This is a genomic window from Kitasatospora humi, assembly GCF_020907985.1.
GTDB lineage: Bacteria > Actinomycetota > Actinomycetes > Streptomycetales > Streptomycetaceae > Kitasatospora > Kitasatospora humi.
In genome coordinates this window covers 24,062-45,911 of record NZ_JAJJPA010000048.1, presented here as the reverse complement: position 1 = coordinate 45,911, position 21,850 = coordinate 24,062, and the positions used below count along the sequence as shown (strand labels likewise).

Here is a 21,850-nt window from a genome sequence, read left to right as displayed (position 1 = left end):
TACGCCATGACCGGTGGCCGGACCCGCCCGCGCTGCCGCCACCGCCGCCGCAGTGGCGGCCGGAGCGGCCGCGCGTCAGGCCAGGTCGAGGTCGGCGGCGGTGAAGACGGTGTAGTACGGCAGGCCGGCCTCCTCGATCGCCGGGGCGGCGCCGCGCTCCACGATCACCGCGACGCCGACCACCTCGGCGCCCGCCTCGCGCAGCGCCTCGACGGCCGTCAGCACCGAACCGCCGGTGGTGGAGGTGTCCTCGACCGCCAGCACCCGGCGGCCCTTGACGTCCGGGCCCTCGATCCGGCGCTGCAGGCCGTGCGCCTTGCCGGTCTTGCGGACCACGAAGGCGTCCAGCTCGCGGCCGCGGGCGGCGGCGGCGTGCAGCATCGCGGTGGCCACCGGGTCCGCGCCCAGGGTCAGGCCGCCGACCGCGTCGTACTCCACGTCCGCGGTGGCGTCCAGCAGCACCCGGCCGACCAGCGGGGCGGCCTGGCCGTCCAGGGTGATCCGGCGCAGGTCGACGTAGTAGTCGGCCTCCTTGCCGGAGGAGAGGATCACCTTGCCGTGCACCACGGCCTTGGTCTTGATCTGGTCCAGCAGGGCGGCGCGGTCGTTGCTCGGGTTGCTCATGGGCAGTCAGTCTATTCGGGTCCGCCGGCGCTTCACGGCCCCGCGCGCCGGGGTCAGCGACGGCGCGCGGCGCGGGTCGTGTTCGGGGTCGGCGGCGGCGCGCTTCACGGCCCCGCGCGCCGTGGTCAGCGGCGGCGCGGGGCGCGGGTGCGCGTTGCGGTCGGGGTCAGCGGCGGCGCAGTGCGCGGGCCACGATCACGGCACCGCCGAGCAGTGCCACTCCGCCGCCGATCACCCAGGGTGAGGCGAGCCGCTCGGCGAGGCTGGGGCCGCTCACCGCGCCGTGGTCCTCGCCGTACCAGCGGCTGGCGGCCCGGGCCCGGGCACTGCGGGCCGGCAGCGCGGGAGCGTACCGGCCGCGCGGCGGGGCGTGGTCCACCTCCTCGGCGGAGCGGCCGACGATGCTGCGCCGGACCGGCCCGGAGAGCACGTCCTCGGAGACCGGGTCGGGCACGGCGTGCGGGTAGGGCAGCTCGACCGGCTCGGCGGCCCGGTCGTCCTGGTCGTTCCGGTCGCTGTCGTCGTCCGAGGGCGAGAAGGCGATCAGGTCGGAGAGGTCCTCGGCGAAGAGGTCGTCCGGCAGCGGCTCCGGGTCGGGCACCACGGAGAGCGTCGGGGGCTCGCCCGCCGCCTCCTCGTCGTCCTCGACCGACTCGGAGGTTAGCTCCTCGCCGAGTGCGGCGGCGAAACGATCCAGCAGGCGGCGCCCGGCCGCGCTGAGGGTCTCGTCGTCGAAGTCGGAGAGTCGGCCGCCCGGTGTGAGGTCGCCGGTGAAGCGCAGCCGGGTCTGCTCTGACCCCTCGGCGCTGGCCGCGATCCGCACGGTGGCCGTCACCTCGCCGTCCCCGCGGGCCTCCTGCCCCTCCACGAAGGCGGTCACCACGCCCGCCGCGCCGCTGCGGATCAGTGAGATGAGACCCCGGTAGGTGATGGTGGAGCTGCCGATCCGCAGCTTCAGCCGGCCGCTGATCTCCGGCGGGCCGTCGGACGACCGGCGACCGGAGGGTGCGTCGGAGGCGTCGGTGCTGAGACCGGGCAGGCAGCGGGCGAGCAGCGCGGGATCGTCCAGCGTGGGCTGGACGAGCTCGACCGGCAGCGGAATGACAACCTCATGCTCCATGACTGTGAGCCTACCGACCCGTTCGCCGCACGGAAGGGCACGGCACCGCTCGGCTTCCGCGGTGTGGTGCGGGAGGCGTAATCAGCGCGGTTCCAGCAGGGTGCTGGGCGGGGGGAGCGGCTGCGGCCGCCGGCTCGCCAGCTGGGCGGCGGCGGCCCGCAGGCCGGCCAGCGTGACCGCCCGCGGCGGCGGGGCGTCGGCGGCCAGATCCAGCTCCGGCCGGCCGCCGCGGGCCGCGAGCAGCACCGCCGCCCGGGTGCCGCTGCCCGCCGGATCGCAGGCCGGCCCCGATCCCGGCACCGGGAACGGCACGGTGGACAGCCCGGCCGCGCGCAGCCCCGCCTCCGCCGTCCAGACCCCGGCCCCGGCCGGCGCCGGCACCGACAGCCGACCGGTGGCGGTCAGCCGGGCGGCGGCCAGCCCGTAGAACTCGGTGGTGTGGTACTCGCCGCGGGCGGCCCGCTGCGGCGCGGGGAGGTCGGCCAGCACCGCGTCGAACCGCTCGGTGCCGGTGTCCTGCCGCAGCCAGGCCAGCGGGTCGGCGTAGACCACCCGGACCCGGGGATCGGCGAACGAATGCCCGCCCAGCGCCGCCAGCACCGGGTCGGTGCGGGCCAGCCCGGTCAGTGCCGGATCCGCGGTGACCACCAGCACCGAGGCGACGTCGCGGTGCCGCAGCACCTCGCGCAGTGCCAGGCCGTCCCCGCCGCCGAGCAGCAGCACCCGGGTGTCGGCGGGGCCGGCCAGCGCCGGGTGCACCAGCGCCTCGTGGTAGCGGTACTCGTCGCTGCCGCAGGCGGCCAGCCGGCCGTCCAGGTAGAGCCGGACCGGGTCGCCACCGGGCGCCGGTATCCGGGTCGGTCCGGTCAGCACGATCTCGCCCTGCCGGCTCTGCACCGCCTGCCGGGGCGCGGTGCCGTACAGGGCGATCCGGGCGGCGCGTTCGATCGCCCCGGTGTGGGCGGCGGCCACCGCCAGGGCGGTGAGCACCGCGCCGCAGCCGGCCCAGAGCAGCGGACGCAGCCGCGGCCCCGGCTCGTCCCGGAACAACCAGAGGACCACCGCGCCGCCGGCCACCGCGTTGACCGCCCCGGTGAGCAGCGCGCCGCCGGCCTGGCCGAGGTGCGGCAGCAGCAGGAACGGGAAGGCCAGGCCGCCGATCAGGGCGCCCACGTAGTCAGCGGCGAACAGGTCGGCGGCGGCCCGGCCGGCCTCCTTACGGCGGATCCGCTGCACCAGGGTCATCAGCAGCGGGATCTCGGCGCCGATCAGCAGTCCGATCACGCAGGTCAGCGTGGTCAGGGCGACCTGGTAATCGCCCAGCCAGGCCCAACTCCCGTAGACCACGAGCACCGAGAGGCCGCCGACCAGCGCCAGTGAGCACTCGACCAGGGCGAAGGAGGTGGCCGGCCGGCGGGCGAGCCGCTTGGCCAGCAGCGAGCCGACGCCCATGGCGAAGACCATCACGGAGAGCACCACGGAGGTCTGGGTGACCGAGTCGCCGAGCAGGTAACCGCCGAGGGCGACCAGCTCCAGCTCGTACACCAGCCCGCAGGCCGCGCAGACGAACGCGGCGAACAGCACCAGCGGTTCGGCGGCGCGGGGGCGCACGGGTCGGGTGGACGGTGCGGCCGCATCCTCCGTTCGGGTGCGTCCGTCCGGGGGGCGGATCCGGGGCGGTCGCAGTTGGCGGACCCGCAGCCGGGCCCGGGCCGGGCGGTGCCGGCGGTCCGGGCCGGTCGGTGGCGTCGCGGGGGCGGCCCGCCGCTCGGGCGGCTGGCGTTCCCGGTTCCGGCCGCGGGTGCGCGCCCGCAGTCGGACCGCCGGCAGCCATTCGGCGGGGTCGGTTCCGTCGCGGTCGAGGTCGGGCGGCACGGCGCGGCCCGGCGGCTGGTTGATCACGAAGAAACGCTAGGCGACACGGGCCGCCGGTAGTTGCACCCTTTCGAGTGGTGGAGCATGGATTTGAGTTGACGATCAGTCAGAGTGTTCGAGTCCGGCTCTCCTCGACTCTCTTCGGCTCGACCGGTGAACCGCTCCTCAGGGCAGACTCGGTCGGGCCATCGCGCACCGCGCCCCCGCGCGCGCCGCGCCCGCGCCCAGCCCGCGAACCACCAGCGAGGAGCGGGTGCAGACCAGCCGCCCCTCCTGCGGGTAGGCGTGCCAGGTGCGCCAGAGCACCCGCTCCGCGCTGCCCTGGGCGACCAGGGCGGTGAAGGCGCTCGGATCGCCCGGGAAGATGCCGGCCAGCCCCCGCGGATGCTCGTCCACCAGGGCCAGGATCTCCTGCGCCCGGGCGGCGAAGACGTGCGGCGGCAGCGCCTCGATGCGGGCTGCGAACTCGTATTCCCAACCGGCCACTTGCTCGGCCACCCGGGCGGGCAGCGGGGTGCGGCGGCCGGGCAGGCAGGCCACCGTCTCCAGGCATTCGCCGGGGTCGGCCGTGATCACCACCTGGTGCGAGGCGCCCAGCAGGCGCAACTGCAGGGACCCGCCGCCGCTGCGGTCGCCGCTGCCGCCACGGCTGCCGTCGGCTGCGGCCGCCCGGCCGCCCTCCGGGGCCCGGCCGCCCGCGGTGGCGCGTTCCGCTCCGGCCGGCTCGGCCGCTCCGGGGCCGGGCGCGGCCCGGTCCGGGCCCGGCAGCGGCAGGTCGCGCACCGCCAGGGCGGGCAGCGGTCGGCCGCCGAGGCACCAGGCCAGGTCACCGGCACGGGTGTCGGTATAGGACGTCTGCAGTGTGGTGAGCATGCTGGTCTCCGCATTTCAGCTCCGTACGCGTCCGCCGTGCCGTCCGACTCGGCCGAAGGCGAGGAGGTTCGTGGCTGTGCGATCCAGGACGCGGTCGACCGTGGAAGGAAGGATTCCGGCTGGGGATTCAGCAGCAGAGAAGCACGAATTCTTCGGGTCCGTCAGGGATTTACCTATTCTTGTTGCATATTCACCGATGTGGGCGTAGTGCCTGGCCGGGTATGAGCAGAACGCTGAACGAGATTGCTCGATGTACGCCATGTGGGCGAGGCGCGCGCCCTGCGCGAGGCGCATGCGCCCTCCCTGCGCAGGCGTGCCACCACAAGGGCGTGCCGGGGCGCGGAGGCGGCGTCGGCCCGACGGTTCGGCCGCGGCGGGCCTCGCCTGCGCGGCGGCGACGGTGCCCGGCGGCTCCGGTCTGCGGACAACTCCGCTGCCGGCCAGTGGGATTGGACCAGCCGATGGCCGGCAGCACCCGTCACCCGGGCCGGAAACCACGGGTGCACGGTCCGGTGGCATCCCGCTCGACCGGCCGGCCCGGGCAACCCTGATCGACCACGAAACCTGCCCAACCCCGGTCAAGCGGACGAGAGTTGGATGGTCGGCCACCGGCCGGCCCGGGCGAGCCGTGCCGACGGACCAGGGACCCCCGCCCCGCACGGCTGTGCGCACCTGCTGGAGTGAACCCGCCCTCGCCAGTGACTGGGCATGACGTAGCTCAGCTCCGATGGAGGGCGGATTCTAGAGTGGCTTCGCTTTCTCGGTCTCGAGATCGGCAAGGCGCCAATCCAAGGCGGGTACTGGGGCGGCACCGAGACGCTGATGTCCCCGGCCCACCGGTGGTTGTTAGCCCTGGCCTGTGGGAGCGTAGTAGTCCCGGAGCATCACAGTGGTCCACTCCGCCTGGCGGTGCTCGCCGCGCGGGCCCATCTCGCTGAACCAGGGCTTCACTTCGAGGACCGGGGTGCCGTCGACGGCGTCGAGGTCTTCGACGTGGAGGTCCAGGCCGTCGACCTTGAGCAGACGGCAGCGGGAGACGCCGAGCCAGTTCAGCCGGCGCATGTTGCGGTGGCCGAAGATGCCGACCTCGGGCCAGTCCGGGTTGTCGCGGGGGCGGCGGGCGCCGAGGTTCAGGTCGGTGGGGTCGGTGAGGTGGAAGCGGAAGACGATCTCCAGGTGGGAGAAGTCTTCGAGGCCCTTGGTCGCATCGGGGGTGAAGAGGGAGCCGTCGAGCCGGATGATGGCCCGGGTGCCGCCCCAGAAGTCGTCCGTGGGTTCGGTCCGCCCACCCACCACGTGGCCGAGGGCCTCGACCTCGAACGTCTCACGGTCTGCCATCACTGACTCCTCATCAGGCGGTTTCGGACAGGTAGGCGGCGGCGCGGGCATCGATCTCGCTCGCAGTCGTGGTGCCGCGCCGTCGGTAGGGGGAGAGCAGGGAGCGCATGTCGGTGGCGGCCTGGCGGGTGCGGCCGGAGCGGATGCCGTCCATGGCGTCGAGGGCCTGCGACCAGGTGGCGCAGGCCTGTTCGATGTTGTTGAGCTGGGCGTGTACGGACCCGAGGTACCCGAGGGTCACGGCATGGGTGCGGGTGAAGGCGGTCGCTTTGCGGGTGCGGACGCTGCGCTGGAACTCCCGCACGGAGCCGCCCAGATCTCCTATGTCCCGCAGGGCGCAGGCGGTTTCGTGGGCCAGGCTTGCCTCGCCGAAGAAGAACACGCGGTCCGGCTCCTCGATGCCGCTGTTGGCGGCGGCGAGGTCGTCTTCGGCCCGCAGCAGCGCCTTGGAGGCGGCGTTCCGGCGTCCGGAGACGGCCAGGCTGCGGGCATGGACGACGCCGAGGAGGGCTCGTTCGCGCGGCGAGGCGAGGGCGTAGCGGTCGCCTTCGACGGATGCGGTGGCGAGGTTCAGAGCCTGCTGGTGGTGGCCGAGGTCGATCGCCTGGTGGGCCATGGCTCGCAGTACGTGGGCGGCCATCGGGGCGTCGCCTGCCTCGGCGGCGAGCTTGACCGCCTCGGTGAAGTAACTCTGGGCCGTTGGGTGCCGACCGCCGTCGAAGGCCATCCAACCGGTGAGGTAAGCGAGTTCGCTGGCCGCCGAGAAGAGTTCGCGGCGGATCCGCTCGTCGGTGAACTTCCCTTGCAGGTAGGCGGTGACATCGGTGGTCAGGTACTGCACCACCGACGTCCAGGCGTGGCCACCGCCGCGCCGCTGGTCGACCTGGGAGAACAGGGTGGTCATCTCGCGGACAGCTGCGAGGTCCCCACGGCCGACTCGTCGGGTCGCGGTGGCACCGCGGGTGCTGCCGCGGTTGGCCATCCGAGGCCACCAGTCATCACCGGGAAGCGATAAGGCGGCCACCGAATAGACCGCCGTGCCCAGCGCCTGCCTGCGTTCCACGTCCACGTCGGATCTCCCGAGTTCGGCCAGCGCACTCAGGGTATCGGCGTCCCAGTCGGGGGCGCGGGTAGCAGGGGCGGTCAGGCCGATCTCTTCGAGCGTGACCACCCGGTTTCCGAGGGCACGGCTCAGCGCCTCAGCCAGGTAGACGCCGGCGTTCCCGGCTGGCTGGACGCCGTTCTTCCACTGCGTGATGCCCGACTTGTTGGTCTCCAGCGCCTCACCGTGCTCAGCCGCCACCCTTCTGACCAGGCGTGCGATCGCGTCACCCGGGAGCTTGGTCTCGGTGATGACTGCCCGCAGCTTCTGGTTCGGTTCTCGCCCTGGTGCCAACGCCCACCTCCTGACGGGACGTTAAACCGGATAAACCACTTTGGGTGTCCAGCATCGTACTCCTGGTAGCGGTTCGGCAGTTCACTAACTGCATGCCGCTCCAGTGACTGGCCGCACCGGCCGAGTGGTGGGGGCAGCCCACGTCATACCGGGCCTGCCCCGTTCACCAGTCGCGCGGTGGCCCCCACTTCGAGGGCGCGTGCCGGGACACTCGGCAGCGCGGGTCTTCGGAGCACCTAACCCGAGGAGGCGATGATGACCGCAGGAACGTTCACCACGTCGGTCACGACCGACCAGGTGGCGCGGAGGATGCCGTGCCGGTTGGAGACCGTGAGGGACGCCCGGCGGTTGGTCGACGGGACGCTGCGGGACTGGGGGCTGCGCGAACTCACCGACAGCGTGAGGCTGCTGGTCAGCGAGCTCGTCACCAATGCGGTTCGGCACACCGGCTGCACCCGGATCGTCGTGCGGCTCACACGGGACGGGCGGACCGTCCAGGTGAGCGTGCAGGACTTCTCCTGTGCGCTGCCCGTCCTCATCCAGGCAGGCCTGAACGAGGAGCGCGGCCGGGGGATGGCGCTCGTCGACCGGGTGTCCGATCGGTGGGGCGTGGACCTGAAGCCCTTCGGCAAGGTCGTATGGGCGCAGGTCACGGCCCGAACGAGACCGGCATGAGCGACATGACCATCGGGACGAGGCGTCACCGTCGTCGGTCACGCGATCCGGTCGGTGCCGTGCTGACCCCAGCGTGGATTCCTGGGCAGCTTCCCGTCGCTCCCCTGCTCGGACTCAGACGTCTACTACCAGGCCCACGACGCCGCGCTGGCCAGCGCACGGATCGTGAGCCGATCACGTCCACTTATCCCGCAACGCTCCCGCCAGCTGGTCAGTGACCGGCCGTGGCGGGGACAGGGCTCCTGCTGGAGCCGTCCGTCGGTACTCATGAGCGGGAGGAGGTGAACTACATGTCGCGCAGCACCGGAGTGGTCGACTGGCAGGCCCCGCAGCCTCCGCCGCCGCCACCTCTTCCGCCCCCGCCGCCTCCGATCCCGGAGCCGCCGTTCCCGGGCCGTAGGTAGCTGAACAACTCGGTGCGGGTCCGCCGAGCGCAATTCGGCGGACCCGCACCGAATCCCCCGTACCCCGTCAGGAGAGAGGTCGATCATGTCCCTTCCCATGACCGCTACCCACGACCGAATCGTCGTCCTCGGCGCTGGCCCTTGCGGGTTGGCATGCGCCAATGCCCTGCGGCAGCTCGAACACCGCAACTGGGTGGTGCTCGAGGCCGGCAGCAGCGTCGGCGGGCTCGCCTCCTCCGTCGTCGACGAGGCAGGCTTCACCTGGGACCTCGGCGGGCACGTCGTCTTCTCGCACTTCAGGGAGTTCGACCGGTTGCTGGCCGAACTCTTCGGCAGTGACGAGCTGTTGATCCACGACCGCTCGTCCTACGTCCGGTTCGGCAACCGGTGGGTGCCGTATCCGTTCCAGCAGCACCTCGGCACCCTCCCACCGCAGGATGCCGTCGCCTGCCTGGCCGGGCTCGCCTCGGTACGACTTCGCGGCAGCGCAGGTCAGGTCGCGGACGACTTCGGGGCCTGGCTGCACGCCGCCTACGGGACGCCGATGGTGGAGCGGTTCTTCGGCCCGTACAACACGAAGGTCTGGTCCGTGCCGCCCAGAGAGATGAGCGCTACCTGGGTCGCGGAGCGCGTCGCCCCGGCCAGCCTCGGCGGAGTACTTGCCGCCGCCCTGCGGCCGCGCCGCCCGCACAGCACATGGGGCCCGAACGCCACCTTCGGCTTCCCCGCGTGCGGTGGGACTGGGGAGGTGTGGCGGCGACTGGCCGCCCGGCTCGGCAACCAGGTCCGAACTCGAGCCAGAGCGGTGGCGATCGACGTGCGGGAGCGACGTGTCGTCCTGGCCGGCGGAGAGGTCGTCGACTACGACCACCTGGTCTCCACGATGCCGCTCGACCAGCTCGTCGCCTGCGCGGCGAGCGCGCCGGACCAGGTCCGCAGGGCGGCGGCCCGACTGCGGCACAACACGGTGGCGATGGTCGGCCTCGGCTACCGCACTCCCACGACCGACCCGCGTTCGTGGCTCTACTTCCCGCAGGCCGACGTGCCGTTCTATCGCGTCACCAACTTCAGCAAGTACGCCCCCGCCAACGTGCATGGCGGCGACATCTCGGCCTACAGCTCCTGGATGACGGAGACCTCGTTCCCGGCCGACCAGTCCTTCGACCCGCAGGCACTGACACGCTCCTGCGACGAGGCCTTGCGCCGCCATGGCCTGGTGCCCGAGCAAGCACCGCTGGCCAGTGCGCACGTGGAGGTCATCCCGTACGCCTACCCGGTACCGACGCTGAGGCGCGATCAGGCACTCGCCGAGATCACGCCATGGCTTGAGGCACACGGCATCCACTCCCGTGGCCGCTTCGGCACCTGGCGCTACGAGATCGGCAACATGGACCACGCCGTGAAGATGGGCATCGACGTCGCCCACCGCCTGATCACGGGTACCGCCGAGGAGCTGGTCCCCGCGCAGCACGCGGGCGCCGTCGTGGTGGGCAGCCGCTCATGACGGGGCTCCAGGTAGTTCACTTCGGCGGGCACCGCTTCACGCTGGACGTCGACCGCGTTTTCGCGGCCGACCAGCTCGCTCACCTGACGGACTTCTCCGCCACGCTCGATCGTGTGGGGGACTGCGAACACCCGCCCACGTCGATCACCGTCCGCCACGACGCGGGCCTGTTCACCGACCGGCTGGAGCGCCTGGCCGAGTTGCCGTCTCGAACGGTCGTTCCGTTCCGCGGAGAGCCGTACCACCTCGCCCAGATCGGCGACGTCACCTGGTGGCGCCCGTCCCATGGCGCGGGGCGGGCCGAAGACCACCTCTACGCCAGAGACCGGGCCGGACGCGTCCACATCCTGCTCCGCCCCGGCGCCGAGCGCGGCGAGCGCTACCTGATGCGCGCCATCCGCGAAGCCGTCCTGCGGTGCACACAAGATCGCGGCTGGACGGTCTTCCACGCGGCCGCAGCCGCCGTCGGCGATCGCGGCGTGCTGCTCGCGGGCACCTCCGGCGCCGGGAAGACAACCGTGCTGAGCGCCCTTGCAGCGCACGCTGGTGCGGATCTGATCGCCGCCGACCGCGCGGCCATTGCCGAGCACGCGAACCGGGTGATCGGCGTGCCGCTGTCGGTACGGATCGGCGCCGGCACCATCGGCGCGCTGCCACCGGCGCTCGCAGCGGACCACCGGCTCGCCGTCCCGAAGGAGCTCGGTGCCGGCGGCAAGGTGGCGCTCACCCCTGTCGAGTTCGCGGCTGCCTTCGCTGTCGCGGTACGGGAGAGCGCCCCACTCGCGTTGGTCGTCCTGCCTCGGCTCACAGACGACCAGCAGCCACCCGGAGCCGACCTCCTCGACCGGTACACCGCTCGCCGGCAGCTGGCCGCCGCCTGCTGCACACCGCACGACGAGGACTGGCTGGAGCCCTGGCTCGCGCCAGGCCCCACCAACTCGGCGAACATGCAGAGCCAGGCGGACCAACTGCTCGATGCGGTTGCCGACACCCTCCCCGTTGTCCGCGTGACTGCGGGAGTGCACTGCCCTGACCTGCTCCACCGCCTGGCGGACTGCGTCCTCGGGAGGCTGGGATGAGACCACAGAAGATCGCCGTCGTCGGGCCGGTCGCATCCGGCAAGTCCACCCTGGCAGCAGCCATCGCCCACCACACCGGCCTGCCCCACATCGACCTCGACCGGCTGTTTTGGGGACCGTGCTGGACCCCCGTGCCGGACGACGTCTTCCACGACCGCGTACAGCAGGCCGTCGCACAGGAGCAGTGGATCACGGACGGCAACTACGGCGGCTCGGTCGGCGGAACGGTAACCTCCCGGGCCGAACTCACGATCTGGCTCGATCTACCGCTACGCACCTGCCTGCCCCGCCTGCTCAACCGCTCAGTGCGCCGCGCCTGGCACCGTCACGAGCTCTTCGCCGGCAACCGCGAGACCTGGAGCCACCTCATCGCCCGCGACTCGATCCTCTGGTGGGGCCCTGTCCATCACCACAGGCACCGTCGCCGCTGGAACAGCGACCTCGCCGCCTCCGGACGCCCGGTCCTGCGCCTGCACCATGCCGCCGACCTGGTACCGGCCCTGCACCACCTCGACCTGCTGCCCGCGCGCTGGGAGGCCCGATGCCCCGCGAAGTGATCGCCTCCGTCGTCCGAGTCCCTTGGCACAGCACCCACGGCGGCTACGACCGCCTCCTCGACCACCTGCCCGAGACCCGCCGTATCGGCCCGCCCAGCACCCCGCTCACCCGAGGTCTGACCAGCATCGGACACCTGGTCGGCCGTCGCCTGTGCCCGCTGCCCTTCTATCCGGCCAGGCACTTCGCCACCGACCTTCGCATCCTGGCGGACCGCAAGCCGGCCCATGTCCTCTACGGTGACGAGCAGTTCTGGTTCTCCCAGCACCGCGCCGGCCCGACCGCCGTCACCTATCACCAGCCTGCCCCGCAACTGGCCCGACTCCTGCCGCCGGCCGCGTGGCGGCGGCTCCTCCCGCGAGCGTCCCGCATCATCACCCTGGACCCCGTGCAGCGGGCCTTCTTCGCCGACCGCCTCCCGGCCCACCGAGTCCACCTGGTCCCGCACGGCATCGACACCACCGCCTTCAGGCCCGGCCACCCACTCCAACCCGGCAACCGGCCAATGGTGTTGACCGTCGGCTGGTGGCTCCGCGATTGGGACGTCTTGGATACCGTGCACTGGCGCCTGCACCGGCGCTATGGCGAGGACGTCGACCTCGTTGTCGTCACCCGTGAGGCCGCTACCCGCAGCTGGCACCCGGCTGTCCGCGTGCTGGAGAACGTCGCTGAGCCGGTACTCGTCGACCTCTACCAGCGCGCCGCCGCCGTGGTCCTGCCGCTCATCGACGCCACCGCCAACAATGCCCTGCTCGAAGCGATGGCTTGCGGCGCCCCGGTCGTCGCCACCGACGTCGGCGGCATCAGCTACTACACCGGCTCCGCAGCGCTCCTCACGGAACCGGGCGACCCCGTCGCGGCCACCGAAGCCGTCGAGAGCCTGCTCGCCGAGGCCGGTACTGCCGCCGACCGAGCCCGTCGGGAAGCTGCACGAGCCCGTGCCGAGCAGTTCGCCTGGCCCGCCGTTGCGGAGCAAGTCCGAGACGTCTACCGAAAGTTGGTGACTGACCAGTGACACTCTGGTTCGACTTCGCCGTCCCCGTGTTGGTCAGTGCCCTCCTCGTCCGAGCGATCTGGGCCTACCTCGCCACCGAGAGCAGCGCTCGCTGGCTCCTGACCGCCGCCCGACGCCACGACCACGCTGCCGAGCCCGCCCCCTGGCTGGTGGTCCTGCTCCCCATGCTCCGGGAACAGACCGTCGCGCCCGAGACCATCGCGGCCTTCACCTCACTCGACTACCCATCGGGCTGTGCCGCTGTCGTTGTCATCACCACCGAACGTGAAACCATTGCCCGCGATCAACGCCTCGCCGAAGCCACAGAGTTGGCCAGGCAGAGGCCACTCACTGCCACGGACCTGCGCGGCCTACTCCCAGCCGCCCGCTGCGAATCGGCGGCCCAGGAGCTCACCGCCGAACTCGCCACCGATCGCGGCACCGCACTCACCGACCTGGTGGACGCCGAGCCCACCACCGCCCAGATCGTCGAAGCCGCCCGCCCCACCGCCGGGCCGCTTCCGCTCATCCACCTGCACCAACCGAACCAAGGTGGCCGCAAAGCTGGCCAGCTCAACTACGCTGTGAGCCAACTCGATTCGATCCTCCATGAGTATGGATGGAATTCCGCCGAGGACGCTGCCCAGACCTACCTGGCCGTCTACGACGCCGACTCCCTCCCCGACGCCCGCACCCTGCATGCCTTCGCCGAAGCCGCCCACCAGCACCGCGCCCGCACAGGCCGCGCCCCTGAGGTGATCCAGCAGCAGCGCCTCCCGCTCCTCGGCCGCCGCCCCTTTCCCGCCGGCACCACCGGGGCCCTCCTTGCCGGCGAGTGGATCTACCAGCTGCGCCGCTCGCTCGGCATCGAACTTGCTCGCATCCGGCTCCACCATTATCTGACCACTGCGCCCCTTCCCGCCTTCGTGCGAACCGCACTGCGCCCGATGATCTACGGCGTCGGCTGCGGCTTGGCCGTGCAACTGCCCGCCATCGAAGACATTGGCGGCTTCCCTGAACCCATGGAAGACCTCGGCGCGGGCCACCGGCTCTCCCTGCTCGGCGCCGCATTCGCCCCGAGCACGGTGGCCGTCCTGGACGAGCCCTATGTCGAGCCCGCCGGACTGACCAACCTCCACGCCCTGGCCTTCACCGCCTCCAGTCGCCCGGACCTGCATGCACGCGCCGTCGCCCGCCAGCCGTCGACGCTCACCCGCACCGCCAAGGCCGCCCTGGTCCTGCGCGAATGGGCCGACGAGGCCGCCTGGCTGCTCGGCGCCCCGCTCGCTGCTGCCGCCACCGCCAGTGCTTGGTGGGCCGGTCCCACCTGGGCCGCGATCGCCGCCATCGGAGTTGGGCTGCATGGTCCACTCCTCACCGCGCGGCTCCTCTACCTCGCACCCGCGCTGCGTGACACCGTCATCCCACCCAAGACGGTCCCGCTGCCCCCGATGCCAACGCCGGTACACCGCGCCGCACTGATCGCAGCCAGCCCGCTCCAGCCGTTCATACGACTTGCCGGTCCCTGGCGGCTCCTCCTGCGCAAACTGGCGGGCCGAACCGACGAGTTCGGCAAGACTGAGCGCTGACAGGTCATCAGGTCACAGGAGGCAGCAATGTCCGAGCCCATCACCGTCACCATCCGTACCGCCGCCAAGGCCATCGTCCTCCACGCCGGGCAGATCCTCCTCCAGGCCGCCAACTGGGAGGGCCAGGAATGCTACTTCCTCCCTGGCGGCGGCCAGAACCCGGGCGAAGCCCTCGCCGACACCGCCCGCCGCGAAGTCGAGGAGGAGACCGGCCTCACCGTCCAGGTCGAGAAGCTGCTGTGGCTGCGCGAGTACATCGGCGCCAACCACGACCACGCCGACACCGAGGCCGGCACCCACCGCATCGAAGCGATCTTCAAGTGCACCCCGACCAGTGACCCCAGCCGCCTCGGCGGCCACCAGGCCGACGACCTGCAGACCGGCCTCGAGTGGGTCCCGCTCGACAAGGTCCCCACCGTCAACCTGCTGCCGCACAGCCTCCGCGCCCCCATTGCCGCCCTCGCCACTGGGGACCCCGACACCCCCTACCTCGGCGACATCGCCTGATACCCCATGCACCCTGTTGCTGACGGGCGCGTCCCACCCGGAGCCCGCGAGATCACCACCGGCCAGGCCAACCGCGTCTGGTACGTCGACCAGCCGAGCCCGTACGTCCTCAAGCACTACGGCGACCCCGCCCGAGCCGCCAACGAGGCCGCCGCCCTCCGTCTGCTCGCTGCCCACCACATCCCCGCCCCACGCCTGCTCGCCATCGCCCCCGGCTACCACCCGGGGTGGACCGCCCAGACCGCGGTCCACCCCGACCCCGTCGCCGCCGAGCACCTGCTCGACGAACTCGCCGAACCCCTCGCCGCCATCCATCAGGTCCCCGGCACCCACTTCGGCCGCCTCGCCGGCGCCCGCCGCTACCCGACTTGGCCCAGCTACCTCCACAACCGCCTCGCCCACTACGCCGCCGCAGCACCTCACCTGGCCCCGGAGGCCGCCGAACTCCACGACCAACTCGACGCCCTCGCCCCCGACCCGGAACCCCGACTCCTCCACCACGACCTGCAACCCGGCCACCTGGTCCGTCAACCCGACGGCACCCGCCTCCTTCTCGACTGGGAACTCGCCGCCTTCGGAGACCCCCTCTCGGACCTGGCCCGCCTCGCCGTCCGCCTGCGCCATGCCAGCACGGCGACGGTCGCGGGCCTGGCGGCCGACCCAGGCCCGGGTGCCGAGGAGCGGCTCCACCTCTACTGGCGAATCCACCGTCTCGCTGACCGAGCCTTGGCACCCGGCAGCAGGTCCCAATTCCGAGGGCGTTCGTGACCGGAACTGCTTTCCTGCGGGCCGGTTAAAGCCGCTGGAGCCGTTCCACCGCGTCAGCGAGCACTTCATCACGCTTGCAGAACGTGAACCGGACCAGCGAGCGGCCGGCTTCGGCGTTGTCGTAGAAGACCACGTTTGGAATGGCGACGACGCCGCAGCGCTCGGGGAGGGTGCGGCAGAACTCCAATCCATCCGTTTCACCGAGTGGGGTGATATCGGTGGTGATGAAGTACGTGCCCTCGGGGACGACGACCTGGAAGCCAGCAGCTGCAAGGCCGTTGGCCAGCAGGTCGCGCTTGCGGAGTAGATCGGTGCGGAAGCCGGTGAAGTAGCTGTCGGGCAGGCGCAGGGCCTCGGCGACGGCGTACTGGAAGGGGCCGGCGCTGACGTACGTGAGGTACTGCTTGGCCGTTCGTACTGCTGCGACCAGCGGAGCGCTCGCCGTTACCCATCCAACCTTCCAACCCGTGAAGGAGAAGGTCTTGCCAGCCGAGGAGATCGAGACGGTGCGCTCACGCATGCCGGGGAGGGCGGCGATGGGGTGGTGGCCAGTGGCGAAGACGAGGTGCTCGTAAACCTCGTCCGTGATGACCAGCAGATCGTGCTCGACGGCGATCTCCGCGATGGTGGCGAGTTCCTCGGGGGTGAGAACGGTGCCGGTGGGGTTGTGCGGGGTGTTGATCAGCAGCAGCCGGGTGCGCGGGGTGATGAGCGAGCGCAGCTGGTCGAGGTCGGGCCGGAAGTCGGGCTGGCGCAGGGTCAGCGGCACCCGGACGGCGCCGGACATGGCGATGCAGGCGGCGTAGGAGTCGTAGAACGGCTCGAAGGCGATGACCTCGTCGCCGGGCTCCAGCAGGGCGAGCAGGGAGGCGGCGATGGCCTCGGTGGCCCCGGCGGTGACCAGGACCTCGGTGTCGGGGTCGTAGGTGAGCCCGTAGAAGCGATGCTGGTGCTCGGCGATGGCGCTGCGCAGCTCGGGGATGCCAGGACCGGGCGGGTACTGGTTGCCGCGGCCCTCCAGCACCGCCCGCGCTGCAGCCTCGGCGACGACGCGCGGTCCGTCGGTGTCCGGGAACCCCTGGCCGAGGTTGATCGAGCCGGTGGCGGTGGCCAGGGCGGACATCTCGGCGAAGATCGTCGTCCCCATGCCCGCCAGCCGGCGGTTCAGCAGCGGCCTCGCACCCATCAGCGGCTCCTCACGCGTCGTGGTCGGGCCAATCCTCTGATGGCTGATGACCTATGGACAAGAGCTACCGGTGGTTCGATGGCGAGTTCACCGGGACGTGCGGTGGCCGGTGCGGGTGGGGGGTGGCGGCCTGCTGCTGGTATACGGCCATGGGGGCGGCGGCCAGGCGGACGCTGGTAATCCGCCGCTGTCCTCGGCCAACGAGGGTTCTTACGACGCGAGCCCGCATGCCTCGTACGGGTTCGACCTCAAGTTGCACAAGACCGGTTACGCGACCTACAGCCGCGAGCAGTTCGTGCTCACCGACATCGTGCCGGCCAAGTTCGCGGAATTCAGGGAGCAGGAGGAGAAGTACTGGAGAGCCACAGGTACACCGACATCCACGCAAAGACGGAGAGGACCTACGGCGGCGGTCAGCAGCCCGTGTTGTCCGCCACATCGCCCGCAGGCGCCAGATCACGGTGACCCTGGGGCATCCGAACCGCGCCAGCGCTGATGTCATGGCTGGCGTGGACTGGGTGAAGACCTATTGGGACGAGGGGGACTTGCCGAATCTGAAGCCACCCGGGCCCACGGTCGACATCATGAATGACTGGGGCATGGTCGAAGACCCCTGCTGGTCCCACTGACCCGCGATCGGGATATGGGCAGCCAAGGCGTGGGAGTGCGCGCAGGCAGATCCGGCATCTCGGCAGGGCCCACCGCATTCGCCCTCAGCTCACCAGCGAACAGGCGGGCGGGCAGGGCTTGACCCAGCCCGAGGCGCGCGGTTGGCGCGCCTTCCTGGATGGCGGGCGGGGAGGCGGCGTTCGGACGTCATGCGCGGAGGGAGCACTGTGCGGCAGAGGTGATGGTCGATCAATAGGACGGTATAACAAGATGGTTGGTGATTGCCTGTGAAGGGTGCGTGGTGATGGAGCAGGAACTGGCCGGCCTGGCAATGTCCGGGGCGACGACCATCGTGACGGCGATGGCGACCGGGGCGTGGGAGGCCACCCGTAAGGGAGTCGTCCGGTTGTTCCACCGCCAGGGCCAGTCGCAGGCCATCGAGGCCCAGCTGGACGCCGATGCCGCCATGGTGGAACGGAACGAGGACCGCGATCCGGCCCGCCGAGCCTTGGTCGGGTCGTGGCAGTTCCGGCTGGCGGAACTGCTGCGCGACCATCCCGAGGCCGAGGAGGAACTGCGCGCGCAGATCGAGGAGTTGGCGAAGCGACTGCCGCAGGGCGCGAAGACCTACACGCAGCACAACCACGCGCACGGCGGTCAGCCCGTCTTCTACCAGGGCGACGGCACGGTCAACATCCACCAGACACCGCCCGACCAGCGGTCGTGAACGGCTACACGCAGAACAACCATGTGCACGGCGGTCAGCCCGTCATCTTCCAGGGCGCCGGCACGGTCAACGTCCACCAGTGGCAACCGGCCTACCGGATCGAGGAGTTCCCCGCCGGGCCGCAGCGGATCCGGCCGAGGGAACCGGCCGCGCAGCCCTCGCAGTTGCTGCTGTCCCGGCACCAGGCGGTGCCGTTCACCGGCCGCCAGGCGGAGACCGACAGCCTGCTGGAGTGGCGCGACGATTCCGAGGAGCCGGGCCTGGCGGTCCGACTGCTGTACGGGCCCGGCGGTCAGGGAAAGACGCGCCTGGCGGGGCACTTCGCCGAGCTGAGCCGCCGATCGGGGTGGGCGGTGTGGCAGGCGGAGCAGCAGCCGGGCCGTCACGGCCGGGCGGCGCCACCCGTGCCCGACGCGGCGGCCGGGATCCTGGTGGTGGTGGACTATGCCGAGCGCTGGTCCGTCGACGCACTGTGTGAGCTGTTCGAGGATCCCGCGCTGTTCCACCGGGGCGCTCCGGTGCGGCTGCTGCTGCTGTCCCGCACCGCCGGCCTGTGGTGGCAGGCCCTCGCCGGCTGGCTCCGCCGCAGGCTCGACGTCGTCGCAGGCGCATCCCGTTTGGCGCCGCTCGCCGACCGGCCGGCCCTGCGGACGGAACTGTTCGAGCAGGCCCGTGACCGCTTCGCCGCCCTCCTCGGGCTGCCCGAGGACCAGGCAAGGACCGTCGCTCCCCCTCCGGCCCTGGCGGAGGGCAAGGAGTACGCCCAGGTCCTGACCATCCACGCAGCCGCCCTGGCCGCGGTTGACGCCCTGAAGTGCGGGGACGAGCCGCCCGCCGACCCGATCCGCGCCTCGGCCCGCCTGCTGGAGCGCGAGATCGAGCACTGGGTGGCCTTGCACCGGCGCACCCCGGACCCCCTGGGCACGGACCCGGAGACGATGCGCAAGGCCGTGCTCGTCGCCACGCTCACCCGGCCGCAGGAGATCGACGACGCGTACGCGGCCATGCGGCGCACCGACCTGGCCGATTCCAACGCCGTGGCCCAGCGGATCCTCAGTGACCACAACCACTGCTATCCGCCGCGTGACGCCTCGACCGTGATGGAGCCGCTGTACCCGGACCGGCTGGGTGAGGACTTCCTCGGCCTGGCCATCGTGGGCCACGGGCCGACGAACGCCCGCCCCGACGCATGGGCTGCCCGCGCGGTCCGGCTGCTGCTCACCGGACGGGACGCCGGTGTCCCGACAGCCGGGCTGAGCAGCACGCTGACCGTCCTGATCGAGACCGCCCGCCGCTGGCCCGAGGTCGCCACCGGCCACCTGAACCCGCTGCTCACCGCGCATCCCGAAGTCGCCCTCGAGGCCGGCAGCGCCGCGCTCATCGCGCTGGCGGATCTCGGCGGCGTCGGCATCGACGTCCTGGACGCGATCGATGAGAAGCTCCCGAAGGCCCCGCACACCGACCTGGACGTCGGCGCGGCCGCCGTCGTCCGCCGGACCGCCGCCCACTACCTGGCCATCACCGAGGAACCGGCGAATCGCGCCCGCATCTTCGACCTGCTGGCCAAGCGCCTTTCCTGGGCCATGCTGAGCGAGGAGGCCGTGGCGGCGAGCCGCGAGGCGGTCGCCCTGCTGCGCGGGTTGGCGGACGGCGACCCGTCGGCCCATGAGCCCGCGCTCGCCGATGCGCTCGATCAGCTCGGAGTCTGCCTCGCCGAGCTGGGGCACGACGACCAGGCGCTCGCGGTGACCGCGGAGGCGCTGGCGCTCCACCGGCGGCTGGCCGCCGCCGACCCGCAGGCGTACGAGGCCGACCGTGCCAGGTCGCTGGCGAACCTCGGGGCCCGGCTGGCGGACGTGGGCCGGCACGACGAGGCCCTGGCGGCAGCCGAGGAGGCCGCACCCGTCTACCGGCGGCTGGCCGCCGCCGACCCGTCCCACGAGAAGGATTTCGTCACGACGCTGATCAACCTGGGTTCCATGCGGTCCAAGATGGGCCTGCGGGGCGAGGCGCTGGTGTCCACCGAGGAAGCGGTCGCCCTCGGACGCCGGCTGGCCGCCGCCGATCCGCAGTCGTACGGGCCGCTGCTCGCGCTGGCGCTCGGCAACCTGGGTGTCCAACTCGCCGCGGTGGGGCGGTGGCAGGAGGCACGGCAGGCCGCAGCGGAGGCCGTCGAGCTGCGGCGGGGACAGGCCGGCGCCAATCCGCAGGCCGGCAACCCCGACCTGGCCAGGAACTTGAGCAACCTTGCGGTCGACGCCGGGCAGTTGGGAGACCGGGCCGAGGCCCGGCGACTGGCGGCGGAGGCGGTGGAGATCTACCGGCGACTGGTCGAGAACAACCCCCGCAGGTACGAGCCCGGGCTCGCGCAGTCGCTGAACAACCTCGGCGCGGTGCTGAACGACCGGACCATGGGCGAGGAGTCCGTGGCCATCTGGCGCAGACTGGCGGCCGCCAGCCCGCAGGCCCATCTGCCCGGCCTGGCCGAGGCGTTGATCACGTTCGGGGCCCTGCTGGCGCACGCGGGGCGGCGCGTCGAGGCGCTCGACACCACGGAGGAGGCCACCGCCCTCTACCGGGAGTTGGCCGCCGCCAACCCGAGGGTCCACCAGCCGGCCCTCGCCAAGGTCCTGGCCAATCTCGTCAAGCAGCTGCTGGACGGCGGTCGCCCGGTGGCCGAGGCGCTGGCGGCCGGCGAGGAGTCCGTCGCCCTGTGGCGGGCCCTGACCGCGGACGACCCGCGGGCCCATGAACCGGACCTCGCCGTGGCGCTGCTCAACCTCGGCGCGGCCTACCAGCGGGCCGGGCGATCGGAAGAGGCGCTGGCAACGACCGAGGAGGCCGTGGCCCGCCGGCGGCGCCTGGTGGCCGCCGACCCGCAGGCCCACGAGCCGGACCTCGCCATGGCGTTGAACAACCTCGCCGGCTCCCTCCCGGGGGTCGGCCGCGGTGCCGAGGCGCTGGCGGCCGCGGAGGAGTCCGTGGCACGCTACCGGCGACTGGCCGAGGCGGATCCGCTCCACGAGCCCCAACTGGCCCGAGCGCTGGGCACCCTGGCGGAAGTGGGCGGCGGGCTGCCGGCCGGCGAGGAGGCCGTGGCGGTGTGCCGGCGACTGGCCGCCCGCAACCCCGAGGCGCACGAGCCCGAACTCGCCCGGTTGCTGGGCAACCTGGCGCACCTGCTGGTCCCGGCGGGACGGCCGCAGGACGTGCTGGCGGCGAGTGAGGAGGCCGTGGCGCTCAGTCGACGGCTGGTCGCTGCCGGCCTGTCGGCCCACCTGCCCGTTCTGGCGAACGGGGTGCTGAACCACGGGGTCGCCCTGTCGCGTGTCGCCCGCCCGCAGGAGGCGCTGGCCGCGTACCAGGAGGCCGTCGCGCTCACCCGGGTGGCGGTCGAGCGCCACGGGCGGGAGCATGAGCGGCTCCTCGCCCTTGCGTTGGGCAACCTCGGTGGGGAGCTGCTCAACGCGGGACGCCCGGGAGAGGCACGGGCGGCCCTGGAGGAGGCGGTACTGGTCCTCCGGTCGGTGCTCTCCCACCAGCCGGCTCACGAGCCCCTGCTCATCACCGCCCTCAAGCGCCTCGGCTTCCTGTACTACTCGACCCAGGCGTGGCCCGAACTGGTGGAGGTGGCGACGGAACTGGTCGCCAGGCACCGCCGGCTGGCCGTCGCTGACCCCGGGGCGTACGAGCCCGCGCTCGCGGACTGGCTGGCCGACCTCGCCGTGGGCCTGTGGCGGGTCGGACGACTGGACGAAGCACTGGAGACCGGGGCGCGGTCGGCCGATGTCTACCGCCGCCTGGCAGCCGGCGCACCCGAGGCCTTCCAGGAGCAGTTGCGGACGGTCGAGGCGGCCCGGGCCAAGGGCCTGGAGAGAGTGGGGCGCGGGGCGGAGGCAGCGGAGATCCGTGCGCGGCTCGGGCACGGCCCCGGGTCCCCGGCCGAGGAGTGAGCGCCGGGTCACCGGGCGGACGGGTGACCGGGGAATGCTGGTCGCAGGGGGCCGGACGGGTGCCCATCGCACGC

Annotated in this window: 17 protein-coding genes; 10 read left to right on the top strand and 7 right to left on the bottom strand. The window is 72.2% G+C overall.

From position 1 onward, the window contains the following. Positions 1-75: 75 nt before the first annotated feature. The 6 genes from pyrE to LN042_RS30215 form a co-directional block, all read right to left on the bottom strand. Entirely contained in the window at positions 76-624 is a 549-nt protein-coding gene (gene pyrE / locus LN042_RS30240) for an orotate phosphoribosyltransferase (protein WP_230054601.1), read from the bottom strand. A gap of 166 nt (positions 625-790) precedes the next feature. Beyond that, entirely contained in the window at positions 791-1,744 is a 954-nt protein-coding gene (locus LN042_RS30235; protein WP_230054600.1) for an SRPBCC family protein, read from the bottom strand. 81 nt (positions 1,745-1,825) lie between these two features. Continuing rightward, positions 1,826-3,415 carry a spermine/spermidine synthase domain-containing protein gene (locus tag LN042_RS30230; RefSeq protein ID WP_372495845.1) on the bottom strand — a complete coding sequence of 530 codons (1,590 nt, stop codon included), beginning with the start codon at positions 3,413-3,415 and terminating at the stop codon, positions 1,826-1,828. 369 nt (positions 3,416-3,784) lie between these two features. Further along, on the bottom strand, positions 3,785-4,492 hold the full coding sequence (locus LN042_RS30225) for a DUF2617 family protein (RefSeq protein WP_230054599.1): 708 nt from the start codon (positions 4,490-4,492) through the stop codon (positions 3,785-3,787). Positions 4,493-5,338: 846 nt separating this feature from the next. After that, entirely contained in the window at positions 5,339-5,830 is a 492-nt protein-coding gene (locus tag LN042_RS30220) for a TrmO family methyltransferase domain-containing protein (protein WP_230054598.1), read from the bottom strand. Between the two features lie 13 nt (positions 5,831-5,843). After that, positions 5,844-7,226, bottom strand: coding sequence for an NsdA family TPR-like regulatory protein (locus LN042_RS30215; protein WP_230054597.1), 1,383 nt, complete (start codon positions 7,224-7,226; stop codon positions 5,844-5,846). A 255-nt stretch (positions 7,227-7,481) separates the two neighbouring features. Here LN042_RS30215 and LN042_RS30210 point away from each other — a divergent pair, with 255 nt between their 5' ends. The 8 genes from LN042_RS30210 to LN042_RS30175 all read left to right on the top strand — a co-directional run bounded on the left by LN042_RS30210 (position 7,482) and on the right by LN042_RS30175 (position 15,301). Beyond that, entirely contained in the window at positions 7,482-7,901 is a 420-nt protein-coding gene (locus LN042_RS30210) for an ATP-binding protein (protein ID WP_230054596.1), read from the top strand. A 489-nt stretch (positions 7,902-8,390) separates the two neighbouring features. Then, positions 8,391-9,809: a protoporphyrinogen/coproporphyrinogen oxidase gene (locus LN042_RS30205; protein ID WP_230054595.1), complete on the top strand. Its 1,419-nt coding sequence runs from the start codon at positions 8,391-8,393 to the stop codon at positions 9,807-9,809. Continuing rightward, the gene (locus tag LN042_RS30200) at positions 9,806-10,888 is read left to right on the top strand and encodes a phosphoenolpyruvate carboxykinase (ATP) (protein ID WP_230054594.1); all 1,083 of its coding nucleotides are present in this window, start codon (positions 9,806-9,808) and stop codon (positions 10,886-10,888) included. Before LN042_RS30205 ends, LN042_RS30200 begins: the two co-directional genes overlap by 4 nt. Continuing rightward, on the top strand, positions 10,885-11,445 hold the full coding sequence (locus LN042_RS30195; protein ID WP_230054593.1) for a P-loop NTPase family protein: 561 nt from the start codon (positions 10,885-10,887) through the stop codon (positions 11,443-11,445). Before LN042_RS30200 ends, LN042_RS30195 begins: the two co-directional genes overlap by 4 nt. Next, positions 11,430-12,458: a glycosyltransferase family 4 protein gene (locus LN042_RS30190; protein WP_230054592.1), complete on the top strand. Its 1,029-nt coding sequence runs from the start codon at positions 11,430-11,432 to the stop codon at positions 12,456-12,458. The genes LN042_RS30195 and LN042_RS30190 overlap by 16 nt, the downstream gene beginning before the upstream one ends. After that, positions 12,455-14,026 (top strand): glycosyltransferase family protein, encoded by a 1,572-nt coding sequence (locus tag LN042_RS30185; protein WP_230054591.1) that lies wholly within the window; start codon positions 12,455-12,457, stop codon positions 14,024-14,026. The genes LN042_RS30190 and LN042_RS30185 overlap by 4 nt, the downstream gene beginning before the upstream one ends. Before the next feature lie 27 nt (positions 14,027-14,053). Then, a complete protein-coding gene (locus LN042_RS30180) occupies positions 14,054-14,533 on the top strand; it encodes an NUDIX domain-containing protein (protein WP_230054590.1) in 480 nt (159 codons plus the stop codon). A gap of 6 nt (positions 14,534-14,539) precedes the next feature. Then, positions 14,540-15,301 (top strand): phosphotransferase family protein, encoded by a 762-nt coding sequence (locus LN042_RS30175; protein WP_230054589.1) that lies wholly within the window; start codon positions 14,540-14,542, stop codon positions 15,299-15,301. Positions 15,302-15,326: 25 nt separating this feature from the next. Here LN042_RS30175 and LN042_RS30170 read toward each other — a convergent pair whose 3' ends face one another. Then, positions 15,327-16,487, bottom strand: a complete 1,161-nt coding sequence (locus LN042_RS30170) for a pyridoxal phosphate-dependent aminotransferase (protein WP_230054588.1) — start codon at positions 16,485-16,487, stop codon at positions 15,327-15,329. Between the two features lie 913 nt (positions 16,488-17,400). On the opposite strand from LN042_RS30170, the gene LN042_RS30165 reads away from it, so the two are divergent. After that, complete coding sequence (locus tag LN042_RS30165) at positions 17,401-17,823, top strand: hypothetical protein (RefSeq protein ID WP_230054587.1); 423 nt, start codon at positions 17,401-17,403, stop codon at positions 17,821-17,823. Beyond that, complete coding sequence (locus LN042_RS37860; protein ID WP_230054586.1) at positions 17,820-21,776, top strand: tetratricopeptide repeat protein; 3,957 nt, start codon at positions 17,820-17,822, stop codon at positions 21,774-21,776. Before LN042_RS30165 ends, LN042_RS37860 begins: the two co-directional genes overlap by 4 nt. The last annotated feature ends 74 nt before the right edge of the window (positions 21,777-21,850 follow it).

Coding starts and splice junctions, on each gene's coding strand:
- pyrE (WP_230054601.1), bottom strand. CDS start 624: ATGAGCAACCCGAGCAACGACCGCGCCGCCCTGCTGGACCAGATCAAG.
- LN042_RS30235 (WP_230054600.1), bottom strand. CDS start 1,744: ATGGAGCATGAGGTTGTCATTCCGCTGCCGGTCGAGCTCGTCCAGCCC.
- LN042_RS30225 (WP_230054599.1), bottom strand. CDS start 4,492: ATGCTCACCACACTGCAGACGTCCTATACCGACACCCGTGCCGGTGAC.
- LN042_RS30220 (WP_230054598.1), bottom strand. CDS start 5,830: ATGGCAGACCGTGAGACGTTCGAGGTCGAGGCCCTCGGCCACGTGGTG.
- LN042_RS30210 (WP_230054596.1), top strand. CDS start 7,482: ATGACCGCAGGAACGTTCACCACGTCGGTCACGACCGACCAGGTGGCG.
- LN042_RS30205 (WP_230054595.1), top strand. CDS start 8,391: ATGTCCCTTCCCATGACCGCTACCCACGACCGAATCGTCGTCCTCGGC.
- LN042_RS30200 (WP_230054594.1), top strand. CDS start 9,806: ATGACGGGGCTCCAGGTAGTTCACTTCGGCGGGCACCGCTTCACGCTG.
- LN042_RS30195 (WP_230054593.1), top strand. CDS start 10,885: ATGAGACCACAGAAGATCGCCGTCGTCGGGCCGGTCGCATCCGGCAAG.
- LN042_RS30190 (WP_230054592.1), top strand. CDS start 11,430: ATGCCCCGCGAAGTGATCGCCTCCGTCGTCCGAGTCCCTTGGCACAGC.
- LN042_RS30180 (WP_230054590.1), top strand. CDS start 14,054: ATGTCCGAGCCCATCACCGTCACCATCCGTACCGCCGCCAAGGCCATC.
- LN042_RS30175 (WP_230054589.1), top strand. CDS start 14,540: ATGCACCCTGTTGCTGACGGGCGCGTCCCACCCGGAGCCCGCGAGATC.
- LN042_RS30170 (WP_230054588.1), bottom strand. CDS start 16,487: ATGGGTGCGAGGCCGCTGCTGAACCGCCGGCTGGCGGGCATGGGGACG.
- LN042_RS30165 (WP_230054587.1), top strand. CDS start 17,401: ATGGAGCAGGAACTGGCCGGCCTGGCAATGTCCGGGGCGACGACCATC.